This is a genomic window from Streptomyces sp. NBC_00690 (genome assembly GCF_036226685.1).
Classification (GTDB): Bacteria; Actinomycetota; Actinomycetes; order Streptomycetales; family Streptomycetaceae; genus Streptomyces.
In genome coordinates this window covers 3184082-3210093 of record NZ_CP109009.1, presented here as the reverse complement: position 1 = coordinate 3210093, position 26012 = coordinate 3184082, and the positions used below count along the sequence as shown (strand labels likewise).

Sequence of the window (26012 nt, the reverse complement as noted above, 5' to 3'; positions counted from 1 at the left end):
GAGGCGGCTCGTCGCGTACGGGCTGCGCGTGGGTCCGGACCCGTACGGTTCCGTGGTCGAATCGATTCCGCAACGCCGTCGCCCACAGGGCACCCCCGCATCTTGTAGCGGGCCGAAGCCGCAGGCCCCGGGATTCCTGCCCGTTGCCGCATCGAGACGGTTCCGCAACACCCCTGGCGAGTCCGAACCGCCGCACCGGACGTCACATCCCCAAGCGCCAACCACACGGGGGAGATCCGGATGAAGCTCGGCACAGCCCAGCCCACCAGCAGCAGGAGGGCGGGCATACGCACCAGGACCTACCGGGGGGCGGTCGCTGTCGTCCTCGCCGGTGGGGTGCTGCTGACCGCCGCGTGCAGCGACGGCGGCGACGACCAACGCAACTCCACCTATGACGCGTCCGACGAACGGGAGCGACGCGAGGGCGGGAGCGCAGCCCAGCGGAACCCCACGGTCGCCCCACCGGCCGCCAATCCGCCCGCCGCAGGTCGCAAGGACGGCCAGGACGGCTTGCGCGCGGACGACATGGTCGAGAAGCCCGCGCCCCCGGCCGACTACCTCTCCACGTTCGCCCTCGATGTGGACACCGCCTCGTACGGATACGCCCGCCGCACCCTGGAGAACGGAGAGCGCCCCACCCCGGGGGACGTCCGGCCCGAGGAGTTCATCAACAGCTTTCGGCAGGACTATCCGCAGCCCGGGGGCAACGGCTTCTCCGTGACCCTCGACGGCGCCCGCCCCACCGCGGGCGAGGGCGAGATCCGGGGCGAGATCGGCGGGCAGGAAGCCGGCGAAGGGGACTGGTCCCTGGTGCGGGTCGGACTCGCCACCCGTGCGACCGACCGCGCGGGCAAACGTCCGCCCGCCGCCCTCACCTTCGTCATCGACATCTCCGGTTCGATGGCCGGAGAGGGCCGGCTCGACCTGGTCCGGGAGTCGCTGCGGACGCTCACGGACGAACTGCGCGACGACGACTCCATCGCCGTGGTGACCTTCAGCGCCAAGGCCGAGACCCGGCTGCGCATGACCCGGCTCGACGGCAACCGGGAACGCATCCACGACGTCATCGACGAGCTGCGCCCGACCGACTCCACCAACCTCTCCGCAGGCGTGCGCACCGGCTATGCGGAGGCCGTCGAGGGCAAGCGCAACGGCGCCACCAACCGGGTCGTCCTCCTCTCGGACGCCCTCGCCAACACCGGGGAGACCGACGCGGACCGCATCCTCGACCGGATCGCCGACGCCCGGCGCGACCACGGCATCACCCTTTTCGGAGTGGGAGTCGGCAGTGAGTACGGGGACGCCCTGATGGAGCGGCTCACGAACAAGGGCGACGGCCACACCACCTATGTGTCCAGCAACAAGGAGGCCCGGACGGTCTTCCGTGACCAACTGCCCTCCCATGTGGAACTGCGCGCCAGGGACGCCAAGGCCCAGGTGGTCTTCGACCAGCAGAACGTGCAGCAGTTCCGGTTGATCGGCTACGAGAACCGGGCCGTCGCCGATGAGGACTTCCGCGACGACGGGGTGGACGGCGGCGAAGTGGGACCCGGTCACACGGTGACCGCGCTGTACGCCGTCAGGCTCAAAGAGGGTGCCCGCGGCCATGTGGCCACGGCAACCGTCCGCTGGCTCGACCCCAAGACCCGTGCCCCGTACGAGAAGTCGGGTTCGATCGAGGTCGGCGGCGTGGACGGCTCGCTCTGGCAGGGCGCGTCGAACCGGTTCCAGATCACCGCGGTCGCCGCCTACTTCGCCGAGTCCCTCCGCGGAGGCTCCCTGCCGGGTGCTCCCGGCTGGAACGAGTTGCGGAAGCGGGCGACCACGCTCGCCGACATTACCGAGGACCCTGCCGTGACGGAGTTGGCCGAGGCGATCCGCCGGGCCCAGCGCCTCGCCGACTGAGCCGGGCCCGGGCGACGCATCCGCCCCTCCCCGGTGTGCGGGGAGGGGCTGGATCGTACGGGTGGCGCGAGCGGTTAGCATCGGTGCAGCCACCAGGATCGGAGAGTACGACTGTGCGTCAGCTGCGCGTGGGCGTCGCCATTTTGACCATGGGCAACAGGCCGGCGGAACTTGCCGCTCTCCTCGACTCCGTGGCCTCCCAGGACCTACCGGCCACCAGGGTCGTCGTGGTCGCCAACGGCGTTGCACCACCACCGCTGCCCGAGTCGGTCACCGCCGTCGCATTGCCCGAGAACGCCGGAGTCACCGGAGGGCGCAATGCCGCCCTGGCGCGACTCAAGGAGTTCGGCGACGTGGACATCGTCGTCGACCTCGACGACGACGGGCTGTTGATCAGCACGGACGTCTTCAGCCGGCTGGTGGCGGCCTTCGCTGACGACCCCCGATTGGGTGTCGTCAGCTTCCGCATCGCCGATGAACGCAATCGCACCCAGCGTCGTCACGTGCCCCGGCTGCGCGCGTCCGACCCGATGCGCGGCGGCTATGTCACCACCTTCCTCGGCGGCGGCCATGGACTGTCGATGCCGATGCTCGACGAGATCGGCGGCTGGCCGGACGAGTTCTTCTACGCCCACGAAGAAACCGATCTGGCCTGGCGGGCCCTGGACGCGGACTGGAAGGTGCTCTACGAACCGCAACTCGTGCTCCAGCACCCCTGGACCGCGCCCACCCGGCACGCCGTCTACCACCGGATGATCGCGAGGAACCGGGTCTGGCTGGCCAAGCGCCATCTGCCGGCCCCGCTGGTGCCCACCTACCTCGCGGTCTGGACGGCCCTGACGCTCCTGCGGAGCCGCTCGTTGTCGGGACTGCGGCCCTGGTTCGCGGGATTCGCCGAAGGCGTGCGGACACCGTGCGGCCGGCGCAGGCCGATGCGCTGGCGCACGGTGTGGCGGATGACGACGCTCGGCCGACCTCCGATCATCTAATTCGATCTAGTTCATCGAGTCCGTCAAGGCGACCGGCTCTTCAGTCAGGCATCAGGGCGACACCCTCGTACGCCAACCACTGGGCGAAGCCGTGCAGCCCGCGGGCGAGTTCGGTGCGGGGCACCCAACCGGGGAGCGGGGCACCGTCCGTCAGCAGTGCGCGGTTCCTGTCCACCGTGTGGGTCGCCGATCGCGGCGCCTCTTCGATGGGCATCGGGCGCACCGCGCGGTGCACCGTTCGGGCGAGCTCGGCCACGGTGACCGCTGGGCCCGCAAGGGTGACCACGTTCTGGGCCGGTGGTGTACGCAGCGCATGGGAGAGCGCATCGGCGAGATCGCTCACGTACAGCGGGTGCAGTGGATCGGCGGGCCCTTCGACGAGCAGGCTCTGGCTGCGCAGGGCGTCCCACACCAGTTGGCCGATGAGGGTGTGCCGGGAGCAGCCCGGGCCGTAGAGGTCGCCGGCGCGCAGGGTGTAGCTGATCGGGGGTGCGGTGCCGTCGGGCGCGGCGCCGATGCGGATCGTCGCCGTCGCTTCGGTGTCGCGCAGACCCCGCAGATCGATGACGGCGTCGAAGGGCGAGTGGTCCTCCGCGGGCTCCACCGCCACCACGGGGTGGCCGCGATCCGCGAGCCCTCTGAGGATGTGTTCGCCGACCGGTGTCGCCGAGCCGACGACACCCAGTGCCTTCACCCTCGGCGTGGCCTCCGGTCGGGAGCGTGTTTCCATCGGTTGGGGGGAGGTCCGTATCCCTGGGGCATCAACGGATTTCGGGCCGAGTCCCTTTTTCGGCGCACCGGTTGGCGCCGGGCGGCCACGGGTGCGGCGACGGGCGATCTCCTCTGCCTTCTCCCGGCCTGCCGCGAGCCCTTGGGTCGCCGCCTCGGCGAGCGCGTCCCGGCGTTCGGCGATCCGGTCTTCGGACGAGGTGTGGCTGATCCCGCCCGGACCGATGGTGGCGAGGGACTCCGCGAGGACGATCGGGTCGGGCTCGTAGCCGGACGCCCCGGTCAGATCGGCCAGCCGGGCCGAACCATGGAGTCCCATGGCGAAGGCGGTCAGCCAGGTCCCACGGCTGTCGGGGTCCGAACCGTAGCCGCCCGCCTGCTGCAACAGCGCGGACGGCACTCCGCGCCCCTCCAGATAGGTCTCGCACTCCAGGTGCAGCCAGCGCCGTGGACCGGGTCCGACGATGCGCACCGCGCATTGTGCGACACCGTTCTTGAAGAAGGGGACCATGTCCAACCCGGTCAATCGGGAACCCTCGTCGCCCACCGGGTCCGAAGGGAGGAAGCAGACCGATCTGCGCGGCCCCCGGAAGGCGTTCCCCGAGATGCTGCCGCGGTCCTCGTGCTCTGCGAGGTTGGGCACGGAGACGTACCGGGGCACATCGTGCTCCCGTAAGTAGCGGTACATCAGGATGTCATCGGGCCACGCACCCAGTCGTGCACGGCCGTAGGTGACGAACCCTTCGGCGATCGGACGCGGCAGGACGATGGCCACGCAGGGGAAGTATTCATTGACCGCGCCGACCCAGCGGGCGCCCGTCATCGCACCCCAGCGGACTGCGGCTCCATTGCGCGAGTCCCAGAGCGCGAACAGCGCGAGCGCCGCATCGGGCATCGCCTTGATCGCCAGACGCACCCTCTCGAAGAAGTTTTCGGACAACATCATGTCGTCTTGGATCACCAACTGATGTGTGGCGCCTTCCTCGATCGAGGACCAGGCGGCCAGTGCCGTGCGCAGGACGGAAGGCGTACCGGTCGGGTCCGGGTCCATCACCACCCGTAACGCCCCCGGAGGCGCTGTCAAGGCCAGTTTCTCTGCGGCTTCACGGCGTTTCGGGTGGGTCATCACCACACCGCTCAACCGGGGTGACGTCACAAGCCCTCCATAGGTCCAGTTGTCGTTCAAGGCGACCCGTGGCCGCCGAATCCGGACAGTACGGCGGGGGTTTCCGGGCCGCAAGAGTGCCGAAAAGGCACTCTGGCACGCCGTGCAGGGGGGACAGATGCTGATCACACGTACCGAGTCCGAGAGTCGACCCCCGGAGGCGAATACATGACCGCAGGAGTGAATGGAGCCGGAGCCGGCCAGGCTACGGCGACTGTTGAGCCCGTCCTGTCCCGACTGGAGAAGCTGCGCGAGGCGCGGGTGGTCGTGACCGGTGGCGGTGGCCTCGTCGGCAGTCGTCTCACGGCCCTTTTACACCGGGCGGGTGCGCACGTCACCGTACTGGACCGTATGGACGCCTACCCCGACTCCGCACATGAACTGTTCGGGACCGCCGGTACCGGCGCCGAGTTGATCATCGGCGACATTACGGACCGCCAGGCCGTGCGAAGACTCTTCCGGGGTGCGGACTTCGTGGTGCACGCCGCCGCCTACGCCGATGTCGCCGCATGCACCCGACGGCCCGACATCGCCTTCCAGGCCAATGTCCAGGGCTCCGAGGTCGTCCTCGAAGAGGCTGCCGCATCCCGTGTGCGCCGCCTGGTCCTGGTTTCGTCGGCCTCCGTCTACGGAGACGGCGCACCGGGTGTCGAGGGCCCGCAGATGTTCAGCGAGGACCAGACGCCCTTCCCGCTCTCCGTCTACGCCAACTCCAAACTCTGGGCCGAGCACCAGACCCGACTGCTCCTCGGCGGACAGAGTTCGACCGAGTACGCGATCGTGCGCTACTTCTCGGTCTACGGCGACCCCCAGGTCCCCAAGCCCGGCAGTCACTCTTGGATGGTGGCCTGGCTCGCCATGCACGCCCGCCTCGGGCTGCCCATGCGGCTCAACGGCGGTGGCGTGCAGGTCCGTGACCTGGTTCATGTCGAGGACATCGCCGAAGCGACCGCACTCGCGCTGATCGAGGAACGGATGTCCGGCGCGACGGTGAACATCGGCACCGGGACGCCCACGTCGGTGCGCGCGGTCGCCGAGTTGATCGCCCCCCACTTCCCGGGCTCGCAGTGCATCACCACCCCCCGCCCCGACGGCGACCCGCTGGGCGGATACGCCTCCACCGAGCGTGCCCGTGAACTCCTGCGCTGGCAGGCCCGCATACCCGTCAGCGAAGGCGTCGAGCGCTATGTGAAATGGCTGACCGCCACGCCGTACGCCGTGCCGCGCTGGCTCTCCGAGTCCGCCGCATGACAGCCTGCTGCACGGTGACCGGCGGGAGTGGGGCGACCCACCGGCGCACCCCTTCGACCAGCCCCCTGAGCGGGATCGACAGCGGGCCCATCGCCAGCGCGACCGCCCGCTGTGACGGGCGATCCGGGACGCCCCGGCCCGGTGTGACGGTCGCGGTCGCCGGACCCGTTCGCGGTCCGGAGAGTGACGCAGCGATGAGTTACGTCGGGTCCTACATCTGGTCGCTGCGCCAACAGGTCGGCGCACGGACCCTCCTCGTACCAGGGGCACAGGTACTGCTCCTGGACGCACAGGGGCGTGCCCTGTTCCAACAGCGCGCCGACACGGGAGTGTGGGAACTGCCCGCCGGCGCCTGCGAGGAGGGCGGCGACTTTCTCGACGCCGCGGTGCGCGAAGTGGCCGAGGAGACCGGGCTCACGGTGGCCCGGGCGGATCTGATCGCCTTCGGTTCGCTCTCGGACCCCGGGGTCCACACGCTCACCTATCCCAACGGTGACGTCACCCACTGCTTCGCCCTCTGCTTCGTCGCCCGAGCGTGGTCGGGGCGGCTGGTTCCGGGCCCCGATGAGGTGCGCCGTGCGGAGTTCCGTGAACTCGACGACGCACCCGCCCCGCTGCACCCGCCGACGGCCGTCGTCCTTGACATGTACGACGCGTTCCGGCGCACGGGAAGGTTCCAGGCGCGGTGAGCGGTGAGCGCAGGACCGGACCAGTCAGGCCGACGGAAACGCTCAGACCGAGCCAATCAGCCAGGTCAGCCGGACCGGTCGGATCTGCCGGGTCGGCTGGGTCGGCTGGTTCTGTATGTGTTGACGTGCCCTGTCGGGCCTGTCTGTCCGGCGAGGACCTCGACTGGTTGGGCGGGCGCTCGGTCAGCGTGGCGTTGGACCTGCCGACCCGGGTCGAGACCTCCGCACCGACGGCGGTCAACGAGGCTCCGGCCGAGGGGTGGCCCGCCGAGGTGTGGGGCTTCCTTCGCCAGCGGCTGCCCGAACTCCCGGCCGAACCACCGCCGGTGACCACCAGCAGTGCCGCGCCCTCCGCCAGCGGGCTGTCCTCCTCGACGGCGCTGATCGTGGGCCTGTTCCGGGCGTTTACCGACGCCAGCGGACCCTCCGGGCGCCTCTCGGACCGGGTGCTGGCCCAGTGGGCGTACGAGTTCGAGTTCGCCGTCTTCAACGGCGGCGGCATGGACCATCTCGCCGTGGTGGAGGGGGGCGCCCTGTTGCTGGAGGGCAGGGAGGTCGGTCTGCCCGAGGTCAAGGAACGGATGGAGTTCCCCGCCGACTGGTCCGTGATCGTCGTGGACTCCGGAACCCGGAAGAACACGGGTGGTCACATCCGAACCGTACGGGCCCAACTCGCCTCGGGAGACCCCGATCTCGCCGCCTATATGCGCATCGCGGACGAGGCTTCGGGAGCGGTGTGGGAGGCGCTGCGGGCCCATGACCACCAGGCGGTCGGGGCGGCGATGAGCAGGGCCCACGAGGCGATGCGTGATCACCAGCGGATGTCCACCCCGCTGCTGGAGGAGTTGCGCACCAAGGCGGCGCGTTCCGTCGGGCTGCCGTTGAAGGTGAGCGGGGCCGGGGGAGGCGGGTCGCTCGTCGGCGTCTGTCCGCTGGTCGATGCGCCGGAGACGGCGCGGGCGCTACGGGCGGCGCTGCGTGACGACCATCCCGGGGCCCGGGTGGTGGTGACCGGGGCGGCACCAGGTCGGAGCACCGCGCCCTTGCAGGTGGTCAACACCGCCTGACGCAGGAGGAAGGGGCCGGTCGACCGGGTGGATACGGTCGACCGGCCCTTCGGTGTGTGCGGGCCCGCACACAGGTGGATCGCCCCTACCTTCCCCGGCCCCCTGCTCCTTCGTACTTCATGGACTGCCGGACCCGTGCCCCTCGTGGGACCCCGGGGACCCGGGGCGAGACCGCCTGCAACGTCCGACTGTCTTCGCTCAGCCGGATGAATGCACCGCCGCCTCGCCCCGTCCGTTCGAGGCCGACTCAGATGAAGGGGTCGTAGTCCGTCCCCAACTCCCGCCCTTCACCGCGCGCTATGCGCTCCATCTCCAGGTTGGAGAGGTGCCGTGCGCAGTGGAAGCGGCAGTCGCGTTCCGGGTCGATCATGCCGCGGTCGGACTTCTTCCAGATGTCGGCGAGGTCCTCGGTGACCGCGTCACCGATCCTGGCCAGCGGGTTGCCCCGGTGGTACGAGCACACGTAGACGCCCGACGGTGTGATGAGCGTCCGCAACTCGGCCACCTGGCAGCGGTGGTACTCCTTCGGCTGCACCGGCCCCACATGAGTGCGCAGGGCCGTCAGGGTCGAGGAGTTGATCAGTTGGAAGGTGTCGCTCTCCAGCCGGGCGGCCTTCTCCAACTGGCGGTCGACGGAGTCAAGGATGTCCTCCGGCACCTGGATGATGTGGTGGTCGTCGTCGAACATGGCCTTGGTCTCGAAGTAGTCGCAACCGATGTCGTGGGCGAGTTCCGCGGCCTGGAGCACCTCGCCGTGGTTGCTGACCGTGGTGCCGTCCGACAGCCGTCGGGACATCACCAGGAACGAGTACCCGAGAGCCCCCTGTTTGGCCTCGGCGAGCAGCCGCATGTTCCCGACCACCTTGTCGAAGACGCTGCGCCCCTTGCGGTCCGGGCGGAAGATCCCGTACGTCTCCGGAGTGCCGGCGTCCATGGACACCCGTACCCAACTGGCGTACTCGGCGAGTTCATCGAGGTTCTGCGCGATCATGGTGCCGTTGGTGACCACCCCGATGGCCAACCCCGCTTCACCGAGGACCTTCAGCACATTGCGGGTGCCGCGGTGGGCGAGCGGTTCACCGCCGCCGATGAGGACCACGGCACGCACCGAGAGGTCGACCAACTCCTGCGCGAGGGCCGCCAGCCGCTCCGGGGTGAAGCGGCCCTGGTTCAGTAACTTTCCGCTGATGCACTCGGGGCAGGCCAGATCGCAGAAGGTGGTCGGATCGAGGTCAACCACAAGAGGGGCACTGGAGGAGCCTCCGGCGGCTGCTTCCACAACCCTCGGCCACCCCGAGGGTTGGTACAGCTTGGACACCAGGTCCAGGCGGTCTGACGTCACGATGAATCTCCTCGTGGTCGTGGAACGGTTGAACGTGGTTCGACGGTGGGTGCCCTGCCGGTGGTCCCGGCGAGGCGGGGAGTCGAAGGGCAGCGGGCGGCGCGGGGCGATCGCCCACGTGTCCGTGCCCATGGATATGGGGCGCGCATGGGATCGGAGACGCGGGGCAGCCGTATCAGGGGAGTCGGTCCGGACGGCGTCGTCCGGGGCACGGCTCGGCGGCCATCGACCGGGTGATCGCAGCCCGGCTCGGCGGCCTTTCGCCGACCTCACCCACCTCGGCCCGGCCCCGCATGACGTCGTCCGGCGCCCCTCCGCGCCCATCTGCGCCTATTCAAGAGCGGGCTCGAACCGGGACGGCACCCTCGTGGGAAGGTCCGCCCCGGTCGATCGCACCCGGGGAGACGGCGCGGGACACGCCCGTCACGGTGGACGGCACCGTGCTCCACAACAGTGGTCACCGGTGGCTCGACGCCCCGGCCCACTCCACCACCGCAGCGTGCCCGATCACCCCTTGATGGCGCCGACGGTCAACCCGGCGGCGATCTTGCGCTGTACGAACAGGAAGAAGACCACCACGGGCAGCGCGGTGAGCGTCGCCCCGGCCATCAGCCCGCCGTAGTCGGTGCCGAATCCGGTCTGGAAGGACACGAGCCAGATGCTGAGCGTCTGCTTCTCCGGGCTCGACAGCAGCACGTACACCAGGACGTACTCGTTCCACGCCTGGATCATGGCGAAGATCGAGGTGGCCACGAGGCCCGGCGCGAGCAGCGGAAGGATCACCCGCCGAAACGCACCGAGCCGCGTACACCCGTCGACCATCGCCGCCTCCTCCAACTCCACCGGGATGCCCGCGATGAAGCCGTGCAGCAGCCAGACGGTGAACGGCAGCATGAAGACGAGGTACGTGAGTATCACACCGATCAGGGTGTCGGTCATCCCGGCATCGTTGACCAGGAGGTAGACGGGAATGACCAGCGCCGTCAGCGGAATCATCTGGACGCCCAGGATCACCACGACGAACGCCTTGCGCCCGGCGAACCGGAACCTCGCCAGGGCGAAGGCGGCAAGGGTGCCGATCACCAGTGACACCAGGACCGTGCCCAGCCCGATGAGCACGCTGGAGCGGACGTTGGCCCAGAACGTCTCCGTCCCCATCGCCCGCGAGAAGTTGTCCAGGGTGAAGCCGTTGGGCCAGAACACCGGTGGGTTGCTGAGCACATCGGTCGCGGGCCGGAACGCGGTCAGGACCATCCAGTAGACGGGGAAGCCCATCACCGCGGCCACCAGCAACCCCAGGACGTTGTCCCGGCGCCTGGTGCGGCGTATCCCGGATCTGCTCCGTGCGCGGCTCACTCGACCTCTCCCATGCGAAGCATCTGACGTAGGTAGACGACGGATCCGGCGAGGAGCAGCAGTACGGTCACCACGGCGATCGCCGCACCCGCGCTGTAGCGGTTGATCGCGAACGACTCGATGAAGGAGTAGATGCCCAGCAGGTAGTACTCCCGCTCCGGTTGGCCGCCGCGCATCAGCCAGATCTGGTTGAAGACCCCGAAGTTCCAGATGGACATCAGGGTCGTGACCATGACGAAGGAGGGCTTGATGACGGGGAAGGTGATGTGCCGCAGCATCTGCGAGCCCTGCACCCCGTCGATGACCGCCGCCTCCTCCAACTCCTGCGGGATCTGCATGAGCGCCGCGTGGAGGGTGATGGTGGCGAAGGGCACGGCTCCCCAGATCACCACGCCCGCGATGACGGCGAAGCCCTGCCAGGGGTCGGTGAACCAGTTGTGCTTGCTGAAGTCCATCATCGGCAGTTGGCTCAGCAGCCAGTTGGCGACCCCGTAGTCCGCGTCGAACAGCCAGCGGAAGATGGAGGCGGCCACCATCACGGGCATGGCCCAGACCGCGATCAGCACCGAGGCGATGATCAGCCGGACCCAGGTGGACACCCGTCGCATCAGCAGGGCTATGGCGAGTGAGATCGCCATGGTGAGCGTGGTGCACACGACCGTGAAGGCGGTGGTCCTGGCGACGACCACCCAGAAGAAGTCGTCGCTGAGGATGTTGCGGAACTGCTCAAGTCCGACCCAGGGCGGCGACTCTCCGCTGAACAGTTCCTTGCGGGTCATGTCCTGGAACGAGAGCAGGAGCATGTCCGCCAGCGGGTAGCCGAGGACGACCACCAAGGACAGCAGCGCCGGCGCGATCAGCAGATAGGGCAGCAGTTGTGGACGTCTGCGGGGGGCGCGCGTCCGACCTCCGTCCCCTTGCTGGCCGGCGCGGCCGTTTTTGGTTCGTGTGTGTTCTTCGGGTCTTCGCTGCTGGCCGGGTAGGTCCGGCCGATCGACCGTGGAGCTCGGGGTGTGCCTCTCGCCGTGCTGCCGCGCACCGTCCCCGGTCGGAGGGGGCGCGGCGGACGGAGTTGCATCAGCGCTCATTGATCACCGCGTTGATCCTGCGGTCCGCCTCCTTGGTGGCCTTCTCCACCGAGTCCTTTCCGGTGGCGATCCGCTCCAGCGTCTCGGGAAGGATGTTGGACTTCTCGACCGAGGTCCAACCGGGTGCCTGCGGGGTGATCCAACCGCGCTCGGCCGCCTTGGCTGCCGGGCCGTTGATGCCGTCAGCGGGCACGTCCTTCAGCTGGACCGTGTTGTTGGGCAGGGTGTTGGCGGCGATCAGCTGACGCTGGGACTCTCGGTCGGTGAAGATCCGTATCCACTCCGCTGCCAGCTCCTGGTTGCGGGACTTGGCGGGGATGGCAAGGGTGGAGCCGCCGAGGAACGGAGGCAGCACTTCTCCCGAGGGGCCGGGGAAGGTGAAGGTGGCGAGCTTGCCCTTCAGCGCCGGGTTGCCACCGGAGCGGCTGTCGGCTGAGGCTTGGGCCTCCCAGGTGTTGCCGTAGAAGACGCCGACCTTGCCCTGTCCGATGACGGCGGGCTGGTCGCCGTTGTCCTTGGACCGGTCTCCCACGTAGTAGGAGTCGATGAGCTTCTTCCACTGGGTGAGGCCCTGGATCGACTTGGGCGAGGACAGCGCACCCTTCCAGGTGCCGTCGGTCTTCACGGCCATCTCGCCGCCGGCGTCCTTGAGGAAGGCCATCGCCGCCGACCAGTAGCGGCCGGGCAGATAGAGGGCGGAGAAGTTGGGGTCCTTGCTGCCGTACTTCTGCTTCAACTTGTCGAGGGCCGAGATGAGTTCGGGGAATGTCTCCGGTGGGGCGGTGACTCCCGCCTGGCTGAAGTAGTCGGTGCGGTAGACGCCGATCCTGGCGCCCGCGTAGTACGGCACGCAGTAGGTCTTGCCTTCGGACTGACACGCCTCCGACAGCGCTTCGAGCCAGGTGTCGGACTGGTCGAACTTCTTGGCGTCAAGGGGGATGAAGGCGCCATTGAGGATGTAGTTGGCTGTTTCGCTGTTGCCCATCTCGACGACGTCGGGGGTGTCACGTCCCGCGAGTACGGCGTCGAGCTTCTGGTTCTTGCTGGGCCACTGCTGGTACTGGATCTCGACGTCGACACCGGGGTGCTTCTTGTTGAAGCGCTCATTGGCCGACTTCACCATGCCGGGCCAACTCTCCCGGGCGTCGACGGCGAGCCAGACCGTGAGCTTGTCCCCGCCCGACGAGCCGTTCGAGTCGTCGGACGAACCGCAGGCCGCAGTCCCGAGTAACAGGAGAGTTCCCAGGTAAGCGGACCAGCGAAGCCTTCTCGGTGTCATGGTTGTCCTCCGTGGGGGGTGGCTTGCGACCGTCACTAACTACCCGGGAGAAACAGGCTTCTCCTCTTGCACGTGTCTTTCGGCTCGAAGAGATCGGTTATCGGTCTGGTCCTCCGACGTGCGCAAACGTCATGGTCCGTCGCTGATCTCGGGCAATGGCCGGAACTTTCGCTTCCGGTGGCCTATACCTTTGGCTTAAAGACTGCGCTGCGCAATCAAGTGCTTCTTGACGGTGATCCATTCGTGCCTCAGGTTTGCCTCTGCGTCTCCCGCGACCCCTATCGAAGGGTGAGTACGTGACCGAGCAGAGCGACTCCGCTACGGATCTCAACACCGGTTTGACCAGCACCGCCGACTCCAGACCCTTACGGGTCAACGCCTGGAACGGCTGGGACCCGCTGCGGCACGTCATCGTCGGACGGGCCGAAGGCACCGTGGTCCAGGCACCCGAACACGCGGTGCGTCGGGACTACCCCGACGATGGATTCCCCCTGGGCACCTACGGCCCCATGCCGGCCGAAATGGTTGCAGAGGCGGACGAACAGCTCGACAACTTCGCCAAGCTCCTGTCGGACCGTGGCATCCGGGTGGACCGCCCCACCCCCATCGACTTCACCCAGCAGGTCTCCACCCCGGAGTGGAGCCATGACTCGATGTTCGGCTGCATGCCGCCGAGGGACCTCCTGCTGACCGTGGGCAACGAGGTCCTCGAAGCGACCATGTCGTACCGCAGCCGCTGGTTCGAGTACCTCTGCTACCGGCCGGTGCTCCAGAACCTGTTCGAAGGCGACAGCAACATGCGGTGGGAGGCGGCGCCCAAACCGCGACTCACCGACGACTCCTTCAAGCCCGGATTCTGGGACGAGTTCAACGGGCAGAGCACCGAGGAGCAGTTGGCCCGGGTCCGCGACTACGACCTGGTGCTCACCGAGGCGGAACCCCTCTTCGATGCGGCCGATGTCGCCCGCTTCGGCAAGGACCTCTTCGTCCAACTCTCCTTCGTCACCAACCGCAGCGGCTATGAGTGGCTCAAGCGCCACTTCCCCGACCACCGGGTCCATGCCGTGACCTCCACCAACACCCATCCGCTGCACATCGACTCCACGTGGGTCCCCCTGCGGCCTGGCCTGGTCCTGCACTGCGGGGAGCGACTCGCCGACGCGGAGCTGATGGAGTTCTACAAGCTCAACGACTGGGAGGTCATCGAGGCGGTCCAGCCGGCGAGTTGGGACCACCCTCCCAAACTGTCGTTCTGTAGCCCCTGGCTCGCAGCGAACATGCTCAACCTGGACCAGAACACGCTCTGCGTCGAGGAGAAGGAGGAGCGCCTCTCCGAGCAGCTGTCCTCCTACGGGTTCGAGATCGTGCCGGTCCCGTTCCGCGCGGTCGGTCCCTTCGGCGGTGGGCTGCACTGCTCCACGGTGGACATCGAGCGCGACGGCGTGTTGGAGGACTACTTCCCCCGCCGGTACGGACGGTTCTGATCTGCCGGGACTGACGATACGGACGGCTCTGAGCTGTCGGTTGCGACAGGCTCGCGCCGTTCCTCCGCGCGGAGTTCGGCGCGGCGATGACACGGGTGACGCCCCTCCCCGGGCGCCGGGGCCATCGACCCGAACGGAGTCACATCCGATCGGGAACAGGCCGCCGTGATGGATGCGGCCGTAGGGATCCTTCCCCGCCCTGCCCCCTACGGCCGCATCCGGGCCAGGAGCGACCCAGCCGCAGCAGCGGAGGACACCACATCGGGAGCGTGGAGAGAGATGACAGCGATCAGGGGAGTCGTCTTCGACTTCTACGGAACCCTGGTGCGGATGGTCCCGCCGCTGCCGCCCGACCACCGCTCGATCTTCGCCCGTCATGGGCTGGTGGAAGCGGGTCGCCGCTGGGGGGACCAATGGTCCGTGGGGCCGGGGGAGGGTGAGGAACACCGAGCCCACTCCGGTAGCGAACGGGCGTACACCGCCTGGGAGCGAGACCGGCTCAGAAGCCGGGCCCGGGCCTGCGGGGTGCCGGGCGATCAGTTGGAGGAACTGGTCGCCGAGGTCGACCGGGCGATGAAGGACCTTCATCTCGCCCTGTTTGACGATGTGCCGGGAGCACTCGCCGAACTGCGCAGCAGGGGAGTGCGGGTGGCGGTCTGCTCCAACTGGTACTGGCATCTGGACCGGTCCCTTGCGGACGTCGGCCTGACGGATTTGATCGACGTGTCGGTCAGTTCCGCACGGGTCGGCGCCCGCAAGCCCCATCCCCTCATCTATCGCGCGGTGTTGGACCGGCTGGGACTGACGCCCGAGGAGACCGTGTTCGTCGGCGATGTCTGGCGCCCGGATGTGGAGGGGCCGCTGACAGCGGGGATGCGTGCGGTCCACCTATGGCGTGCCGATCGGGCCGTCGACGGACAAGCGCCACCGCTCGTGCCGGGCGCCGCCCGGATCTCCGGACTCGCGGAGCTCAGCGATCTGCTGTGGTCCGCGTCCGCAACCGATCCAGCACGTTTCGGGTGACGCGCACCACCGCCGCGTCCGTCTCCCGTCCGCACACCACCGGCCAGTCGGTGGTGCCGGCCGTGAACACCGTTCCGCCTGCCGTGTACACGCCCATCGTGGCGGCGCGCGGACTGGTGACTGCGGGCTCGCGTGCGACACAGTTCCAATGGCCGAGCTTGAAGTGATGGAAATCGTCATGCGTCGGATTCAGGAGATGGATCCCCAGAATGAGGAATGAATCCGGAGTGCCGTCCGAGCCATCGGCCCAGGCGATTCCTTCGGCATCGTAGGTGAATGCGGTGCCATCGCATTCATAGCCGATGAGCGGTGTTCCGGCGCCCAGATGGTCTTGAACTCCATCCGCGGATCCATCGCGTAGTCCGGTGCCCTCGTAGACCCAGTGGTCCGCGTGCTGTACGGAATATCCGGCGCGCGGCCGATCGCCCGGCCAGGTGCCGTCCGATGTCGCCCACATGCCGCCGTTGCGAAAGCTCACACCGGTCAGGGAATTCTCCGGTACTCCGACCCCGTCGGGCATCGGAGGCCACCATTGGTCGGTGGCCGGGAGATGTGGATAGTCCTCCCCCACTTGGTGATCCGTGTCAGAAATGAATGCGCTGTTCTGGTCGACGGGGTGAATGCGCCACCAGCAGGTGTTCGCACTGAAGAAGGCGACGTTCCCACGGGCGCTGATGAACTCCTCGACCTGGGACCGCATTGCCTGGCTCCAGTACTCGTCATGGCCGACGCTGAGCAGGAGGTCGTATGCGGACAGCAGCTCTGGGTTCTCGTGCAGATCGAGGTCGGTGCAGTACTCCACCGGATAGCCGCTGCGTTCGAGCCAGGCGATGAAGGGGGCGTCCCAGTAGGCCAGGTCGATCACACCGCCCGGCCGATGCAGACTGATCTTGTGCCCGCGGGGACCGCCGTCACTGCCGTCCAGGTAGACCGGGTTCTCGTAGAGACTGGCGGTCCGCTCCAGATCCCTGCGGTCCGACTTGTTGTACGCATGCCGGGTGAACGTCGACTTCTTGTAGAGGATGCGGGAGTGTTCGCCGGGCCGTCGCGGTCGGACGATGAAGAACTCCCGCTCGAAGCCCTCGATGGTCGAACCGTCCAGCAGCGGTGCGGAGTCCTCGGAACCGGGGCCGCCCTCGATAAATTGCACCAGATAGATCCCGGTCCGCCAGTCGGGCGGAATGGAGAATTCCATGGCGGGCCAGTCCCAGTCCGCCGCAGGAGATGCACCGGCCGGCGGACCTTGGGGATGCGGTGGAGCGGAATGCAGCGATCCTGGTTGCCACACCGATTCTCGTACCATCTCCAACTCTTCGCCGAGTCGATAGAAACGCACCCGGTAGATGGGTGCGTCGGTGGAGACGTGGAGTGCAAGGAAATCGCCTGCCGTCACGCTTTCCCGGCCCACATAGCCCTCTATCACACCGCTCCCAGGATTGATCGCAGAAAGACGGCGAGAAGTCCACACCGCCGGTCGGACATGCTAGATAGGTGCACCCGGTCGCGACAATGGCCCGTCCTGAACCGGCCACTCGTGGCCGCGTTTTGGACACAAGGGCCGCTCATCGACTCTTTTCCCTTGAACCGGGGTAGTCCTGGCACTCGACACAGACGCCGACACCACCTGAACAACACCCAGGCGACACGCGAACAGCACGCGGACAACACGCGAAGGAAATCCGGGTTCCATCACCCGGTGCACAACACATCGACAGCCCATCCCATGGGCGGCGAGGGGAATCGAATGAGCAGTGAATTCCGTGTCCGCGAACTGGTGCTGGGAATCCAGGGCATGGCGCTGCTACGGCGCGCCATCGACGGTGACGAGGCGTTCCTCAAGCAGCGCGTGGACGACATACGACGCTTCGTCCTCAGCGACGAACAACTGCCCGGCAGGGGCGCGGACGTCGACGAACTCGACGCCGCCGACGGCTACGCCTCGTGGTCCGCCATCTACGACACCCTGCCCAGCTCCTACATCGAGGTGGAGGAGCCCATCGTCCATGAGATCCTCGACCGGCTCCCCGCCGGCGCCGCGCTCGACGCCGCGTGCGGCACTGGCCGTCAGACCCTCGCCCTGACCTCGCGCGGGTTTCGCACCACCGGCGTCGACCAGTCACCGCAGATGCTGGACAAGGCCCGCGAGAACGCCCCGGAGGCCCAGTACCGGGTGGGACGGCTGGAGAGCCTGCCGCTGGACGACCAGTCCGTCGACGTCGCCGTCTGCTCCCTGGCGATGACCCACCTACCGGAACTGGACGCAAGCGTCGCGGAGTTGGCCCGCGTGGTCAAACCGGGCGGACGCATCGTCATCACCGATATGCACCCCTTCGTGATCTCCCTCCAGGGCCAGTGCCTCTTCGTCCATGGATCCGAGCAACTCGCGTTCGTCCGCAATCACGTCCACTTCGCGAGCGACTATCTGAACGCCTTCGCCCGGGCCGGACTGACCGTGCGCGCCTGTCACGAACCCCTCTTCAACGGCCGCCTGGCACCCGGCGGATACGAGGAGTACATCGCGGACGCCGCCCGCGCCGCCTGGGAGGGCATCCCGCTGATCATCGCCTGGGAGCTGTCCGTACCCGCCTGACCCGATGCCCCGGCCACCCGTCACACGCCCTGGGGTGCCGAGTTCCACGAGAGAGCCGCAACAGGCCCGCAGACGACCGCCCGCACGACCGCCGGAGAGAAGAGAGCAGATCAAAATGGCCATGGCCGTGGTGCGCTACTCGGAACGCCCCGCCCTGTGGGACCGCATCCCAGCGCAGTTCGCCGGAGTGGTGCCCGAGTACAACCTGCACGGAGACATCAACGGCGACTACTGGAATCGCCTGTTCGAGGACTTCCCGGACTATCAGTTCCTGCTGTACGACGAGGAGCAGGACGAGGTCCTGGGTGCCGGGCGCTCCCTTCCCCGCAGCTGGGACGGCACCCCCGAGGACCTCGGCCCCGGGCTCGACGACTCGATCGGACGGGCCTTCGCCGACCACGACGCCGGCCGTGCCCCCGGGGGCCTCTGCGCACTCGGCATCGAGGTCGCACAGCGGCACCAGGGCAAGGGACTGTCGAAGGTGCTGCTCGACACCATGAGCGCCACGGCCCGGATCGCCGGGGTCGACACCGTCCTCGTGCCCATCCGACCCACCTGGAAGGACCGCTACCCGCTGGTGCCCATCGAGCGGTACGCCTCCTGGACCCGCGACGACGGCTCCCCGTTCGACCCCTGGATACGTACCCAGGTCAAGGCGGGAGGTGCCGTGACCGCCGCATCGGCCCGCTCGTCCAGGATCACCGGCACCGTCGCCGAATGGGAGAGCTGGACGGGGATGGCCTTCCCCGAGGACGGCGACTACGTCTTCCCCGGCGGGCTGACCACCTTGTACGTCGACCACAGCAGCGACCTGGGCGCCTACTGGGAGCCGGCGGTGTGGATCACCCACCGGGTCACGACTCCCACAGACGCTCCCCGGCACGGATAGCGGTCCAGGCGAACTCGGTCATCAGCCGGGTCTGCTCCGGACCCGCCTCGGGACGGCGCTCCGGTGACAGACCAGCAGGCCCCACCGTCGAGACCGCGGCCTCCTTCAGCCGCCGGATCGCCTCCTCGTCCGGCGCCCCCATCGGTTCGGCCCCCTGCCGCAGGGCCTGCCGATGGGCGGCCCCGGCCGCCTGCCGGCCCAACATCAGACAGTGGATCCACAACTCCTCGGCGAAGTCGGGGCCAAACGAGCGGGCGACCTCCGTCGCCAGCCCCAGGGGCATCTGTTCGGTCACCAGATCCCGGATGCGTTCCTCGGTGAGCCGGGACGAAGCTCCTATCGCGGGCAGGGCGTCGCGCCAGCGGATGTGCCCCCGCCCGCCGTCCGCCGCGGTCTCCTGGCCGGGCAGCCGGAGGTAGCCCTCGCCGTAGCGCATATAGGGGAGCCAATCGAGCTCCTCCAGCACCCACCCCTGCTGCAAGAGTCCGTCGGCGTCATCGGCCCCGAGGGGACAGACCGCCAGTCGGATGCCCTGCGCCGCATGGCCGTTGATGCTGCTGGTGCCGATGTGCTCCACCACATTGGGTACGGCGAGCAGCGCCATCCGCCCCTTGGTGCGGAAGAAGCCGGACAACACTTCGTCGTCGTGGCGCTCGGCGCTGTCCCGGGCGAACTCGGTGAACTCAGCGACAGTGCTGACCGGCAGACAGACCGCAAGGGAGGGGGTGAACTCCTCCGGGACGGCCCGCACCCAGGAAGCCCCCGCCAATGCGGCCAGTCGGGACGCAGAGCCATTGCGGGCATGCCAGTTGGTGTAGAAGACGAGTGGCTCGTTGGGGAAGCGCTCCACCGCTCGTCCCACCAGTGCCAACAGATTCTGCGGCGCCGACACATCGTCCTGCACCACGAGATGGTGCCCCGCTCCCGGTACCACGGCCGACCAGGCCACCAGCGCCGTACGCAGTGCGGACGGCGGATCGTGCGGTGCGGGGTCCAGGGCGAGTCCCCCCAACCCCAGGAGTCCGGCCAACTCCCGGGCCTGTTCCTCCCGTACGGGATGGGTCATGACGGCCGAGCTGATGGGTACCACGCTCACCACAGCGCTCCTAGGCATCCTGGACATCATGGCCGTGCCAGAGTCGCAGACCGTCCGACGATCGGCGGGGCCCCAGAGCAACAATGGCCTGATCTTGTGCGATCGTGACCAGCGGAAACGCCTAGGTCATGTCCACATGGTCCCGACTGTCTGCCATGCCCTGGCACGCGCTGTCGCTGCGTCGTCGGCAGCCGCCGACACTCCGCGACGGCATGCACCGAACCTTCGCCGCCGCGCTCCTCGGGTCGGCGGCACGACCTTGACCACACGACCTAGAGGTGGTCCCTGGTGCTCCAGCGCGGCTTCGCCTGCCGGTGGGTGTCTGCCGTACATCGGACCGCGGGCTCCCGGCCGTCCGACTCCTGATCCCGGCTGTCGACGGGCGATCGCGTCTCCCGGCCGGCCAACCGCCGCGTCACCCCGTACGCGGCGATGCTCAACCAACAGGCCACCACCGCGACGTCTGCGTACAACCGTACGGCGAAGGGGGGCCGCGCCACCTGGTGGACCGCCAGCAAGGTCAATGCCGTCAGCGCGATCGCGAGTGCGAGTAACAGATACAGCCAGACCCGTCCCATGGGGCAACCTCCGTGACGGCCCCCTCGCGACCCGTTGGATCGCAGGGTCCGGGGACCGTTCCTCTCCGGCTGTACCCAACGGCCGCCGCCGTACCCCAACGTGATCGCGTGATCACCTGACCGCCGGCGGAGAACACCCACCGCATCGACTGAGGTGTCCGCCCACCGCGTAGGGGCTGCGCGCCGGCCCGTGTCAGGTCATGATGTGCGCCATGGCTGCCGTTCTCCTCGCTTTCGCGATCATCTCCACGGGTCTGTACGCAGGCTTCATGCTGACCTTCCAGACCGGGATCATGCCGGCGTTCGCCCAACTCACCGACGAGCAGTTCCTGACGGCCATGCGCCGGATCAACGAGGTCGTGCCGCGTCCTCTCTTCCTGGTGACCTTCGTTTCGATCGTCCTCTTCCCGACGCTGTCCGTGTTCTTCCCCGTCGACGGACGTACCGACTATCAGCGGAATCTCCTGATATCCGGTCTGGTGTGCGCGGTGCTGAACCATGTGGTGACCATCCTCGGGAACGTTCCGCTGAACAATGCGCTCGAAGCGGCGGCGAAGGTCACCCACAGCCCTTCCGACGGCGAGCTCCGGCTGGCGTTCGAACCTCGTTGGAACCAGTACCACCTGTTGCGCACGATGTTGGCGATCGGGGCCTTCGTCCTGATGGTCAGCTCAGCCCTGTGACGACCGGTCCGCGGCGCTCGCCGAGCCTGCGGTGGTGACCGTGAACAGTCCTACCTGCTCGCGCCTGCTGGCGACCGCGTCGAATCCTGCCTCCCGGGCCCACTGCTCTGCCTTCTCCACCGGCCTGCACTTCATCTCCCACAGGACTCCATCGCGGTTGGGCAGTACCCGGGCGATGAACTCCAGTTGCGGATGGTGGGTCTGGGTGGTGAACACCAGCACCCCGCCCGGGGCGAGCAGGGAGCGGAGCCGCGCGATCGAAGCGGCGATGGCCTCGTCGTCCAGCAGTAGTTCGTACAGCCCGGACACCACGATCACCTCCGGCGCACGGTCCGCGGGTCGAGGGTCCAGCGCGTCACCGTGGACGTACGAGATGTTCTGCAAACCGTGTGATCGCGCCCGCTCTTTGCCCTGGGTGAGCCCCGCTTGATCCAGGTCGCGGCACTCCACCCGTAGGTATCCGGGCGCGTACTCCTCGACGAGGTCCTGGAGGTATCGGCCGGGCCCGGATGCCACGTCCAGCACGAACACCCCGTCGCCGCGTTCGGCGATCTCCTTGCGCAGCACGTCCTTCAGCAACTCGCGACGGGCGCGGATGGCCCGCCAGCCGATCGCGTTGAGGTAGTTGCGGTCGATGAGACGGCCGACTCCCCATGAACCCGATGCCTTGTTGACATAGACGTAGTCGAGCATCGAGCCGCTGTCGAAGCCGTGGCGGTAGCCGATCCTGATGCCTTCACTGAGCCGTCCCACGGTGTTCATCAGCAGTCGCATGGCGGCCCAACGCACGTTTCCCAGTCGCTTGTTCATGGCCCCAGCCTGCTGTTGGGGGCATTCTCCGGACATCCGTTCGGCTACTCGGCTCCGGTCTGGGTGCCCCTGAGTACGGGGAGCGCAGACCGGAGCGGTGGTGCGGCGGTCATTCTCGCGTGAGGTCGCCGCCCCCGCTGGGCCAGGCAATCTCAGGTGCGGGCGGGTAGGCGTGGTCCCTCAGCGGCCGTAGATCGTCTAGTGTCGTGTCCATGTCGACATCATGGGTTGGGCTCAGGGCGGGGGAGTCGCGCCCGACCGCCCCCTTCCGCCGGCGGCTGGCATCGCCACTCCCGCCGGCCCGCAGGCGCCGACTCCGTGCCGTTGCGGCATCCTTATGCCCCGCGGTCCGTGGGGGATTCGTCAGCGCCGATGCCGGAGTGCAGGGGAGTGACGCGCACCAGGATCACGTCGTAGTGGGAGTAGCTGTTGAGGTCGTCGGTGCGGTGCAGCTCCAACTGAACCCCCGTGCAGTACCAGACCTCGCGGTGTTCGTCCATCTCACCGCCGAACGACTCGTCGGGCTCACCCAACTCGGCTCTCAGCAACGCCCCGATCCGGTCATACTCCCGATGGAAGTCCGCTCGGGTCGCCTCCGGGAAGCGCTCCCAGTCCGGACTGTAGTCCGCATCGAGGTCATCGCTCTCATCTGGTTCTGCGTCCTCCGGCTCTTCCCCGAACGCAGGCCAGAACAGCGCGCAGGGCAGCTGGACGAATCCCGCGCCGCTAGCAGGCCCGTCGGGCGCCCCACCCAGTTCGAGTCGGCGTCCGCAGCCGTCGTCAGACGAATCCTCGCCAAAGAAGTGTGGAGCCGCTCCGCCGCTGCCCCACTCGACGGCAGGCCCCGCTGCGCCGGGTTCGACGACCGCCCAGTGGTGGGCGACGAACGCGTCCTCCAAGGCCGCCCGCTCCCAGGGGAGATCGGTGAGGGCCACCATGCGCCGCACCTCGTCGGAACCACCACGCAGTGATTTCAGAGACATGGATCGGACCGTATCCGACCGTACTGACACCGCTTGGGGGCGCCCGTTGAAGGGATTCGACGCCTCTGTTATTGATCTTTCCCAAGAACTGTTGAGTCTTTGACCGCGTGCCGCGCGTATCTGTCGTCGATCGGTCGTCACACCCTCGTCGACCGGAGAGCGCAAGAGGGAGACAAAGGATGGCTTTCTGGTCTGCACGTGCAGCTGCACGCCCTGACCGGCCGAGACATGAGAATCCTCTCCTCTTTCATTCATCTGTTCGATCTAGGAAGCAGACTCTCCGCATGACACTCAGGAGAGCCAACATCGTGATAACGGCGGTCTGCGCACTGGCCGGTGCCGGGATGCTCGCCGGCAAGGTCTGGGCACAAGGACCCGAACCGTTGGATCTCGGACCCGCCATCGTCGTACAGCCCAGTGGGCTCCCCATGCCCGAGGCGACTGCGCGGAGCCAACCACCGTCACCGATGACTCCTTCCTTACCTGAGAAGAAGCCCCCACCGCCGACGAAGTCGGCACCTCTGCCTCAGACGTCCACACCGCAGCCCCAGTTCACCCCGCCTTCGCCCCAGCAGTCGGGAGGGCGCCCGGTGGAGATCCTCGATCCGCCCCGCAGCTCTGAGAGCGGCACCCCCCGGCCCGGAGGCCAGGAGGAGGAGGGCGACGACGACGAGGAGGAGGACGATGAGGACGGGGGCGGAGGCGGGAGCGGCTTCTCCGAAGACCGCGGCGCTGAAGGAGACGACTAAGTGAGACGTCGTACAGCCAGCGCGCGATCGCGCATCGTCGGTTGGATGCTCCTTCTGGTGGGCGTGGCCATGGCCGCGCCCACCGTTGGCATCACGGTCGTCTGGCAGGCACAGCTGGACAACCAGGTCGATGCGCGGCTGCAACGACGGGTCGACGACCTGCGTCAACACGCGACCACCAGGTCGTACAACAACAGCGCCGAGTTGGTGACCGAGTTCTTGAAGGTCACCCCGCCGGGCCGGGACGAGACGTTCTTCAGTGTTGTTGACGGCGTTGCCGATCGCCGCAGCCCGGCGGACACCCCGGGTCAGGTGCGCCTCGACCGGGACGCGTCCGTCGTCAGAATGCTGGGCACGGTCGCCACCCCCAAGTCCGGCTGGCTGGATTCCAAGGCGGGGAAAGTCCGCTACGGGGTCGTCAAAGTGGAGGTCGCCGGCGACCCCAGGGACGTACGACTCGTCGTGCTGGAGTTCCGCGACCGCCAACTCCAGGAGGAGCGACGCGTCGCCAAGATGCTGATGCTCACCGCCTTCGGTGCGTTGGTCTGCGCCGGACTGGCCAGTTGGCTGGTCGCGGGACGCATCCTGGCGCCGATCAGACTCGTGCGACAGACGGCGGCGCGGATCGGTGAATCGGACCTCACCCAGCGGCTCGACGTCCGGGGCGACGACGATGTGGCCGCCCTCGCCCACACCTTCAACCACATGCTGGACCGGTTGGAGCGCGCCTTCACCACGCAGCGGCGGTTCCTCGACGAGGTGGGGCACGAGTTGCGCACGCCCATCACCGTCGTGCGCGGCCATCTGGAACTAATGGAGGACGGGCCGGACGAGACCCATATGACCCGGGCCCTCCTGGTCGACGAACTCGACCGGATGAGCCGCATCGTGGACGATCTGCTCCTGCTGGCGAAGGCGGAACGGCCGGACTTCCTCACGGTCGGCGAGACCAATCTGACGGACCTCATCGTGGACGTGGTCGCCAAGGCCAGGGCGTTGGGACACCGGCACTGGCGGGTGGCCGCGGTCTCCGAGGCGACCGTCCTGGTCGACGGTCAGCGGCTCACCCAGGGGTTGATCCAACTCGCGGCCAACGCGGTGCGGCACACCCTCGACGGAGATCTCATCGAGATGGGCTCGGCCGTGCGCGAGGGCCGGGTCCTGCTCTGGGTACGGGACACCGGCCCCGGGGTGGGACCGGTGGACCGGGACCGGATCTTCGGCAGATTCGTCCAAGCAGGGAGGGTCGCCTCACCCGCACAGGCGGGTACGGGTATCGGCCTCGGGCTCGCCATCGTGCGGGAGATCGCCGAGGCGCACGGAGGTACCGCGTGGGTGGAAGACGCAGAGACCGGAGGCGCCCGATTCGTACTGGATTTGCCGGCGTATTTCCCCTGGCAGAGAGGACACCATGCACCGGATTCTGATAGCGGAGGACGAAGCCGGAATCGCCTCCTTCGTCGAAAAGGGCCTGCGAAGCAATGGGTTCGTCACCGCGGTCGTCGGTGACGGCCTTTCCGCTTATGAACATGCGCGGGCCGGTGACTGCGATCTTATGATTCTCGATCTAGGACTGCCCGCAGTGGACGGGCTAACCGTCCTCCGCAAACTCCGGGAACTACGGGTGACCCTTCCCGTGGTCATCCTCACGGCCCGGGACAGCGTTTCCGATGTTGTAGCCGGGCTGGAGACGGGAGCGGACGACTACATCTCCAAACCCTTTGCCTTCGAGGAGCTGCTCGCACGGGTCCGCTTGCGATTGAGAGGTGAGGCCGGCCCGGAGGCTTCGGTCCTGCGTGTCGGCGACATGGTGCTTGACCTGCGAACCCGTCGCGTCCATGTGGACGGGCGGGTCGCTGAACTGTCGGCGAGGGAATTTGCCCTCGCCGAGGTCTTTTTACGTAACCCGGATCAGGTGCTCACCCGTGAGCAGCTGCTGAGCAGGGTCTGGGGCTTCGACTACGACCCGGGATCGAACATCGTCGATGTGTATGTGCGCTATCTCCGCAGGAAGTTGGGTCCGGATCGGGTGGAGACGATCCGGGGTGTCGGCTACCGACTGCGTGCCTGAGCAGGCGGTGAGCCGGGCCGTGACGGCTGGTGGCGGGGCCCGGGACGGCCTGCTGGGGGTCCTGGGGTCCGGCTGCCGGCCGCCGATGACTCCCCGCGGGCCCACGGCCGCCACGCGCCGCCCAGTGGCCCTTCGGTACCCGAAGTCGGTTACGGGAGCGGGGAACTGAGTTGTCCGTGTTATCGGAGTTATCGAA

General features: G+C 67.8%; 23 protein-coding genes. 13 read left to right on the top strand and 10 right to left on the bottom strand.

Going from position 1 to position 26012, the window contains the following annotated elements; all coding sequences use genetic code 11:
- Window positions 1-240 precede the first annotated feature (240 nt).
- Both OID54_RS14095 and OID54_RS14090 read left to right on the top strand, forming a co-directional pair.
- The gene (locus OID54_RS14095) at window positions 241-1905 is read left to right on the top strand and encodes a vWA domain-containing protein (RefSeq protein ID WP_329019131.1); all 1665 of its coding nucleotides are present in this window, start codon (window positions 241-243) and stop codon (window positions 1903-1905) included.
- Window positions 1906-2018: 113 nt separating this feature from the next.
- A complete protein-coding gene (locus tag OID54_RS14090; protein WP_329019128.1) occupies window positions 2019-2894 on the top strand; it encodes a glycosyltransferase family 2 protein in 876 nt (291 codons plus the stop codon).
- A gap of 40 nt (window positions 2895-2934) precedes the next feature.
- On the opposite strand, the gene OID54_RS14085 is transcribed toward OID54_RS14090, so the two are convergent.
- The gene (locus OID54_RS14085; protein ID WP_329019126.1) at window positions 2935-4779 is read right to left on the bottom strand and encodes a hypothetical protein; all 1845 of its coding nucleotides are present in this window, start codon (window positions 4777-4779) and stop codon (window positions 2935-2937) included.
- 177 nt (window positions 4780-4956) lie between these two features.
- Here OID54_RS14085 and OID54_RS14080 point away from each other — a divergent pair, with 177 nt between their 5' ends.
- The 3 genes from OID54_RS14080 (at window position 4957) to OID54_RS14070 (ending at window position 7795) form a co-directional block, all read left to right on the top strand.
- Window positions 4957-6039 (top strand): NAD-dependent epimerase/dehydratase family protein, encoded by a 1083-nt coding sequence (locus tag OID54_RS14080; RefSeq protein WP_329019123.1) that lies wholly within the window; start codon window positions 4957-4959, stop codon window positions 6037-6039.
- A gap of 14 nt (window positions 6040-6053) precedes the next feature.
- The gene (locus OID54_RS14075; protein ID WP_329019120.1) at window positions 6054-6728 is read left to right on the top strand and encodes an NUDIX domain-containing protein; all 675 of its coding nucleotides are present in this window, start codon (window positions 6054-6056) and stop codon (window positions 6726-6728) included.
- 125 nt (window positions 6729-6853) lie between these two features.
- Window positions 6854-7795, top strand: a complete 942-nt coding sequence (locus OID54_RS14070) for a GHMP family kinase ATP-binding protein (RefSeq protein WP_329019117.1) — start codon at window positions 6854-6856, stop codon at window positions 7793-7795.
- A 247-nt stretch (window positions 7796-8042) separates the two neighbouring features.
- On the opposite strand, the gene OID54_RS14065 is transcribed toward OID54_RS14070, so the two are convergent.
- The 4 genes from OID54_RS14065 to OID54_RS14050 form a co-directional block, all read right to left on the bottom strand.
- Complete coding sequence (locus OID54_RS14065; RefSeq protein WP_329019114.1) at window positions 8043-9137, bottom strand: radical SAM protein; 1095 nt, start codon at window positions 9135-9137, stop codon at window positions 8043-8045.
- 507 nt (window positions 9138-9644) lie between these two features.
- Window positions 9645-10493, bottom strand: coding sequence for a carbohydrate ABC transporter permease (locus tag OID54_RS14060; RefSeq protein ID WP_329019111.1), 849 nt, complete (start codon window positions 10491-10493; stop codon window positions 9645-9647).
- On the bottom strand, window positions 10490-11581 hold the full coding sequence (locus tag OID54_RS14055; RefSeq protein WP_329019110.1) for a carbohydrate ABC transporter permease: 1092 nt from the start codon (window positions 11579-11581) through the stop codon (window positions 10490-10492). The genes OID54_RS14060 and OID54_RS14055 overlap by 4 nt, the downstream gene beginning before the upstream one ends.
- Window positions 11571-12860 (bottom strand): extracellular solute-binding protein, encoded by a 1290-nt coding sequence (locus tag OID54_RS14050; RefSeq protein WP_329019107.1) that lies wholly within the window; start codon window positions 12858-12860, stop codon window positions 11571-11573. Before OID54_RS14050 ends, OID54_RS14055 begins: the two co-directional genes overlap by 11 nt.
- 296 nt (window positions 12861-13156) lie before the next feature.
- Between OID54_RS14050 and OID54_RS14045 the strand changes: the two genes are divergently transcribed.
- Both OID54_RS14045 and OID54_RS14040 read left to right on the top strand, forming a co-directional pair.
- Complete coding sequence (locus OID54_RS14045; protein ID WP_329019104.1) at window positions 13157-14344, top strand: serine/threonine protein kinase; 1188 nt, start codon at window positions 13157-13159, stop codon at window positions 14342-14344.
- A gap of 279 nt (window positions 14345-14623) precedes the next feature.
- Window positions 14624-15367 (top strand): HAD family hydrolase, encoded by a 744-nt coding sequence (locus OID54_RS14040; protein WP_329019101.1) that lies wholly within the window; start codon window positions 14624-14626, stop codon window positions 15365-15367.
- Here the strand turns inward: OID54_RS14040 and OID54_RS14035 are convergent.
- Complete coding sequence (locus OID54_RS14035) at window positions 15315-16760, bottom strand: N,N-dimethylformamidase beta subunit family domain-containing protein (protein ID WP_329019098.1); 1446 nt, start codon at window positions 16758-16760, stop codon at window positions 15315-15317. The genes OID54_RS14040 and OID54_RS14035 overlap by 53 nt on opposite strands.
- A 351-nt stretch (window positions 16761-17111) precedes the next feature.
- Between OID54_RS14035 and OID54_RS14030 the strand changes: the two genes are divergently transcribed.
- Both OID54_RS14030 and OID54_RS14025 read left to right on the top strand, forming a co-directional pair.
- Window positions 17112-17957 (top strand): class I SAM-dependent methyltransferase, encoded by an 846-nt coding sequence (locus OID54_RS14030; RefSeq protein WP_329019095.1) that lies wholly within the window; start codon window positions 17112-17114, stop codon window positions 17955-17957.
- A gap of 115 nt (window positions 17958-18072) precedes the next feature.
- Window positions 18073-18846, top strand: a complete 774-nt coding sequence (locus tag OID54_RS14025) for an N-acetyltransferase (RefSeq protein ID WP_329019093.1) — start codon at window positions 18073-18075, stop codon at window positions 18844-18846.
- Here OID54_RS14025 and OID54_RS14020 read toward each other — a convergent pair.
- Window positions 18812-19942 carry a hypothetical protein gene (locus OID54_RS14020; protein ID WP_329019090.1) on the bottom strand — a complete coding sequence of 377 codons (1131 nt, stop codon included), beginning with the start codon at window positions 19940-19942 and terminating at the stop codon, window positions 18812-18814. The two genes, OID54_RS14025 and OID54_RS14020, sit on opposite strands and share 35 nt — an antisense overlap.
- 272 nt (window positions 19943-20214) lie before the next feature.
- Window positions 20215-20520 (bottom strand): hypothetical protein, encoded by a 306-nt coding sequence (locus OID54_RS14015; RefSeq protein WP_329019088.1) that lies wholly within the window; start codon window positions 20518-20520, stop codon window positions 20215-20217.
- 212 nt (window positions 20521-20732) lie between these two features.
- Between OID54_RS14015 and OID54_RS14010 the strand changes: the two genes are divergently transcribed.
- Entirely contained in the window at window positions 20733-21203 is a 471-nt protein-coding gene (locus tag OID54_RS14010) for an anthrone oxygenase family protein (RefSeq protein ID WP_329019087.1), read from the top strand.
- Here the strand turns inward: OID54_RS14010 and OID54_RS14005 are convergent.
- Together OID54_RS14005 and OID54_RS14000 are read right to left on the bottom strand one after the other, a co-directional pair.
- Entirely contained in the window at window positions 21192-22013 is an 822-nt protein-coding gene (locus tag OID54_RS14005) for a class I SAM-dependent methyltransferase family protein (RefSeq protein WP_329019085.1), read from the bottom strand. The genes OID54_RS14010 and OID54_RS14005 overlap by 12 nt on opposite strands.
- Before the next feature lie 335 nt (window positions 22014-22348).
- Window positions 22349-22996: a hypothetical protein gene (locus tag OID54_RS14000; RefSeq protein WP_329019084.1), complete on the bottom strand. Its 648-nt coding sequence runs from the start codon at window positions 22994-22996 to the stop codon at window positions 22349-22351.
- A gap of 284 nt (window positions 22997-23280) precedes the next feature.
- Between OID54_RS14000 and OID54_RS13995 the strand changes: the two genes are divergently transcribed.
- Genes OID54_RS13995 through OID54_RS13985 form a run of 3 tightly spaced genes read left to right on the top strand, consistent with a single transcriptional unit; the run spans window position 23281 to window position 25816 of the window.
- Window positions 23281-23745 carry a hypothetical protein gene (locus OID54_RS13995; RefSeq protein WP_329019081.1) on the top strand — a complete coding sequence of 155 codons (465 nt, stop codon included), beginning with the start codon at window positions 23281-23283 and terminating at the stop codon, window positions 23743-23745.
- Window positions 23746-23790: 45 nt separating this feature from the next.
- Window positions 23791-25254, top strand: coding sequence for a sensor histidine kinase (locus tag OID54_RS13990; RefSeq protein ID WP_329027497.1), 1464 nt, complete (start codon window positions 23791-23793; stop codon window positions 25252-25254).
- On the top strand, window positions 25157-25816 hold the full coding sequence (locus tag OID54_RS13985; protein ID WP_329019078.1) for a response regulator transcription factor: 660 nt from the start codon (window positions 25157-25159) through the stop codon (window positions 25814-25816). The genes OID54_RS13990 and OID54_RS13985 overlap by 98 nt, the downstream gene beginning before the upstream one ends.
- The last annotated feature ends 196 nt before the right edge of the window (window positions 25817-26012 follow it).

Coding starts and splice junctions, on each gene's coding strand:
- OID54_RS14010 (WP_329019087.1), top strand. CDS start 20,733: ATGGCTGCCGTTCTCCTCGCTTTCGCGATCATCTCCACGGGTCTGTAC.
- OID54_RS14005 (WP_329019085.1), bottom strand. CDS start 22,013: ATGAACAAGCGACTGGGAAACGTGCGTTGGGCCGCCATGCGACTGCTG.
- OID54_RS14040 (WP_329019101.1), top strand. CDS start 14,624: ATGACAGCGATCAGGGGAGTCGTCTTCGACTTCTACGGAACCCTGGTG.
- OID54_RS14025 (WP_329019093.1), top strand. CDS start 18,073: ATGGCCATGGCCGTGGTGCGCTACTCGGAACGCCCCGCCCTGTGGGAC.
- OID54_RS14080 (WP_329019123.1), top strand. CDS start 4,957: ATGACCGCAGGAGTGAATGGAGCCGGAGCCGGCCAGGCTACGGCGACT.
- OID54_RS14055 (WP_329019110.1), bottom strand. CDS start 11,581: ATGAGCGCTGATGCAACTCCGTCCGCCGCGCCCCCTCCGACCGGGGAC.
- OID54_RS13995 (WP_329019081.1), top strand. CDS start 23,281: ATGACACTCAGGAGAGCCAACATCGTGATAACGGCGGTCTGCGCACTG.
- OID54_RS13990 (WP_329027497.1), top strand. CDS start 23,791: ATGCTCCTTCTGGTGGGCGTGGCCATGGCCGCGCCCACCGTTGGCATC.
- OID54_RS14030 (WP_329019095.1), top strand. CDS start 17,112: ATGAGCAGTGAATTCCGTGTCCGCGAACTGGTGCTGGGAATCCAGGGC.
- OID54_RS14095 (WP_329019131.1), top strand. CDS start 241: ATGAAGCTCGGCACAGCCCAGCCCACCAGCAGCAGGAGGGCGGGCATA.
- OID54_RS13985 (WP_329019078.1), top strand. CDS start 25,157: ATGCACCGGATTCTGATAGCGGAGGACGAAGCCGGAATCGCCTCCTTC.
- OID54_RS14000 (WP_329019084.1), bottom strand. CDS start 22,996: ATGTCTCTGAAATCACTGCGTGGTGGTTCCGACGAGGTGCGGCGCATG.
- OID54_RS14015 (WP_329019088.1), bottom strand. CDS start 20,520: ATGGGACGGGTCTGGCTGTATCTGTTACTCGCACTCGCGATCGCGCTG.
- OID54_RS14050 (WP_329019107.1), bottom strand. CDS start 12,860: ATGACACCGAGAAGGCTTCGCTGGTCCGCTTACCTGGGAACTCTCCTG.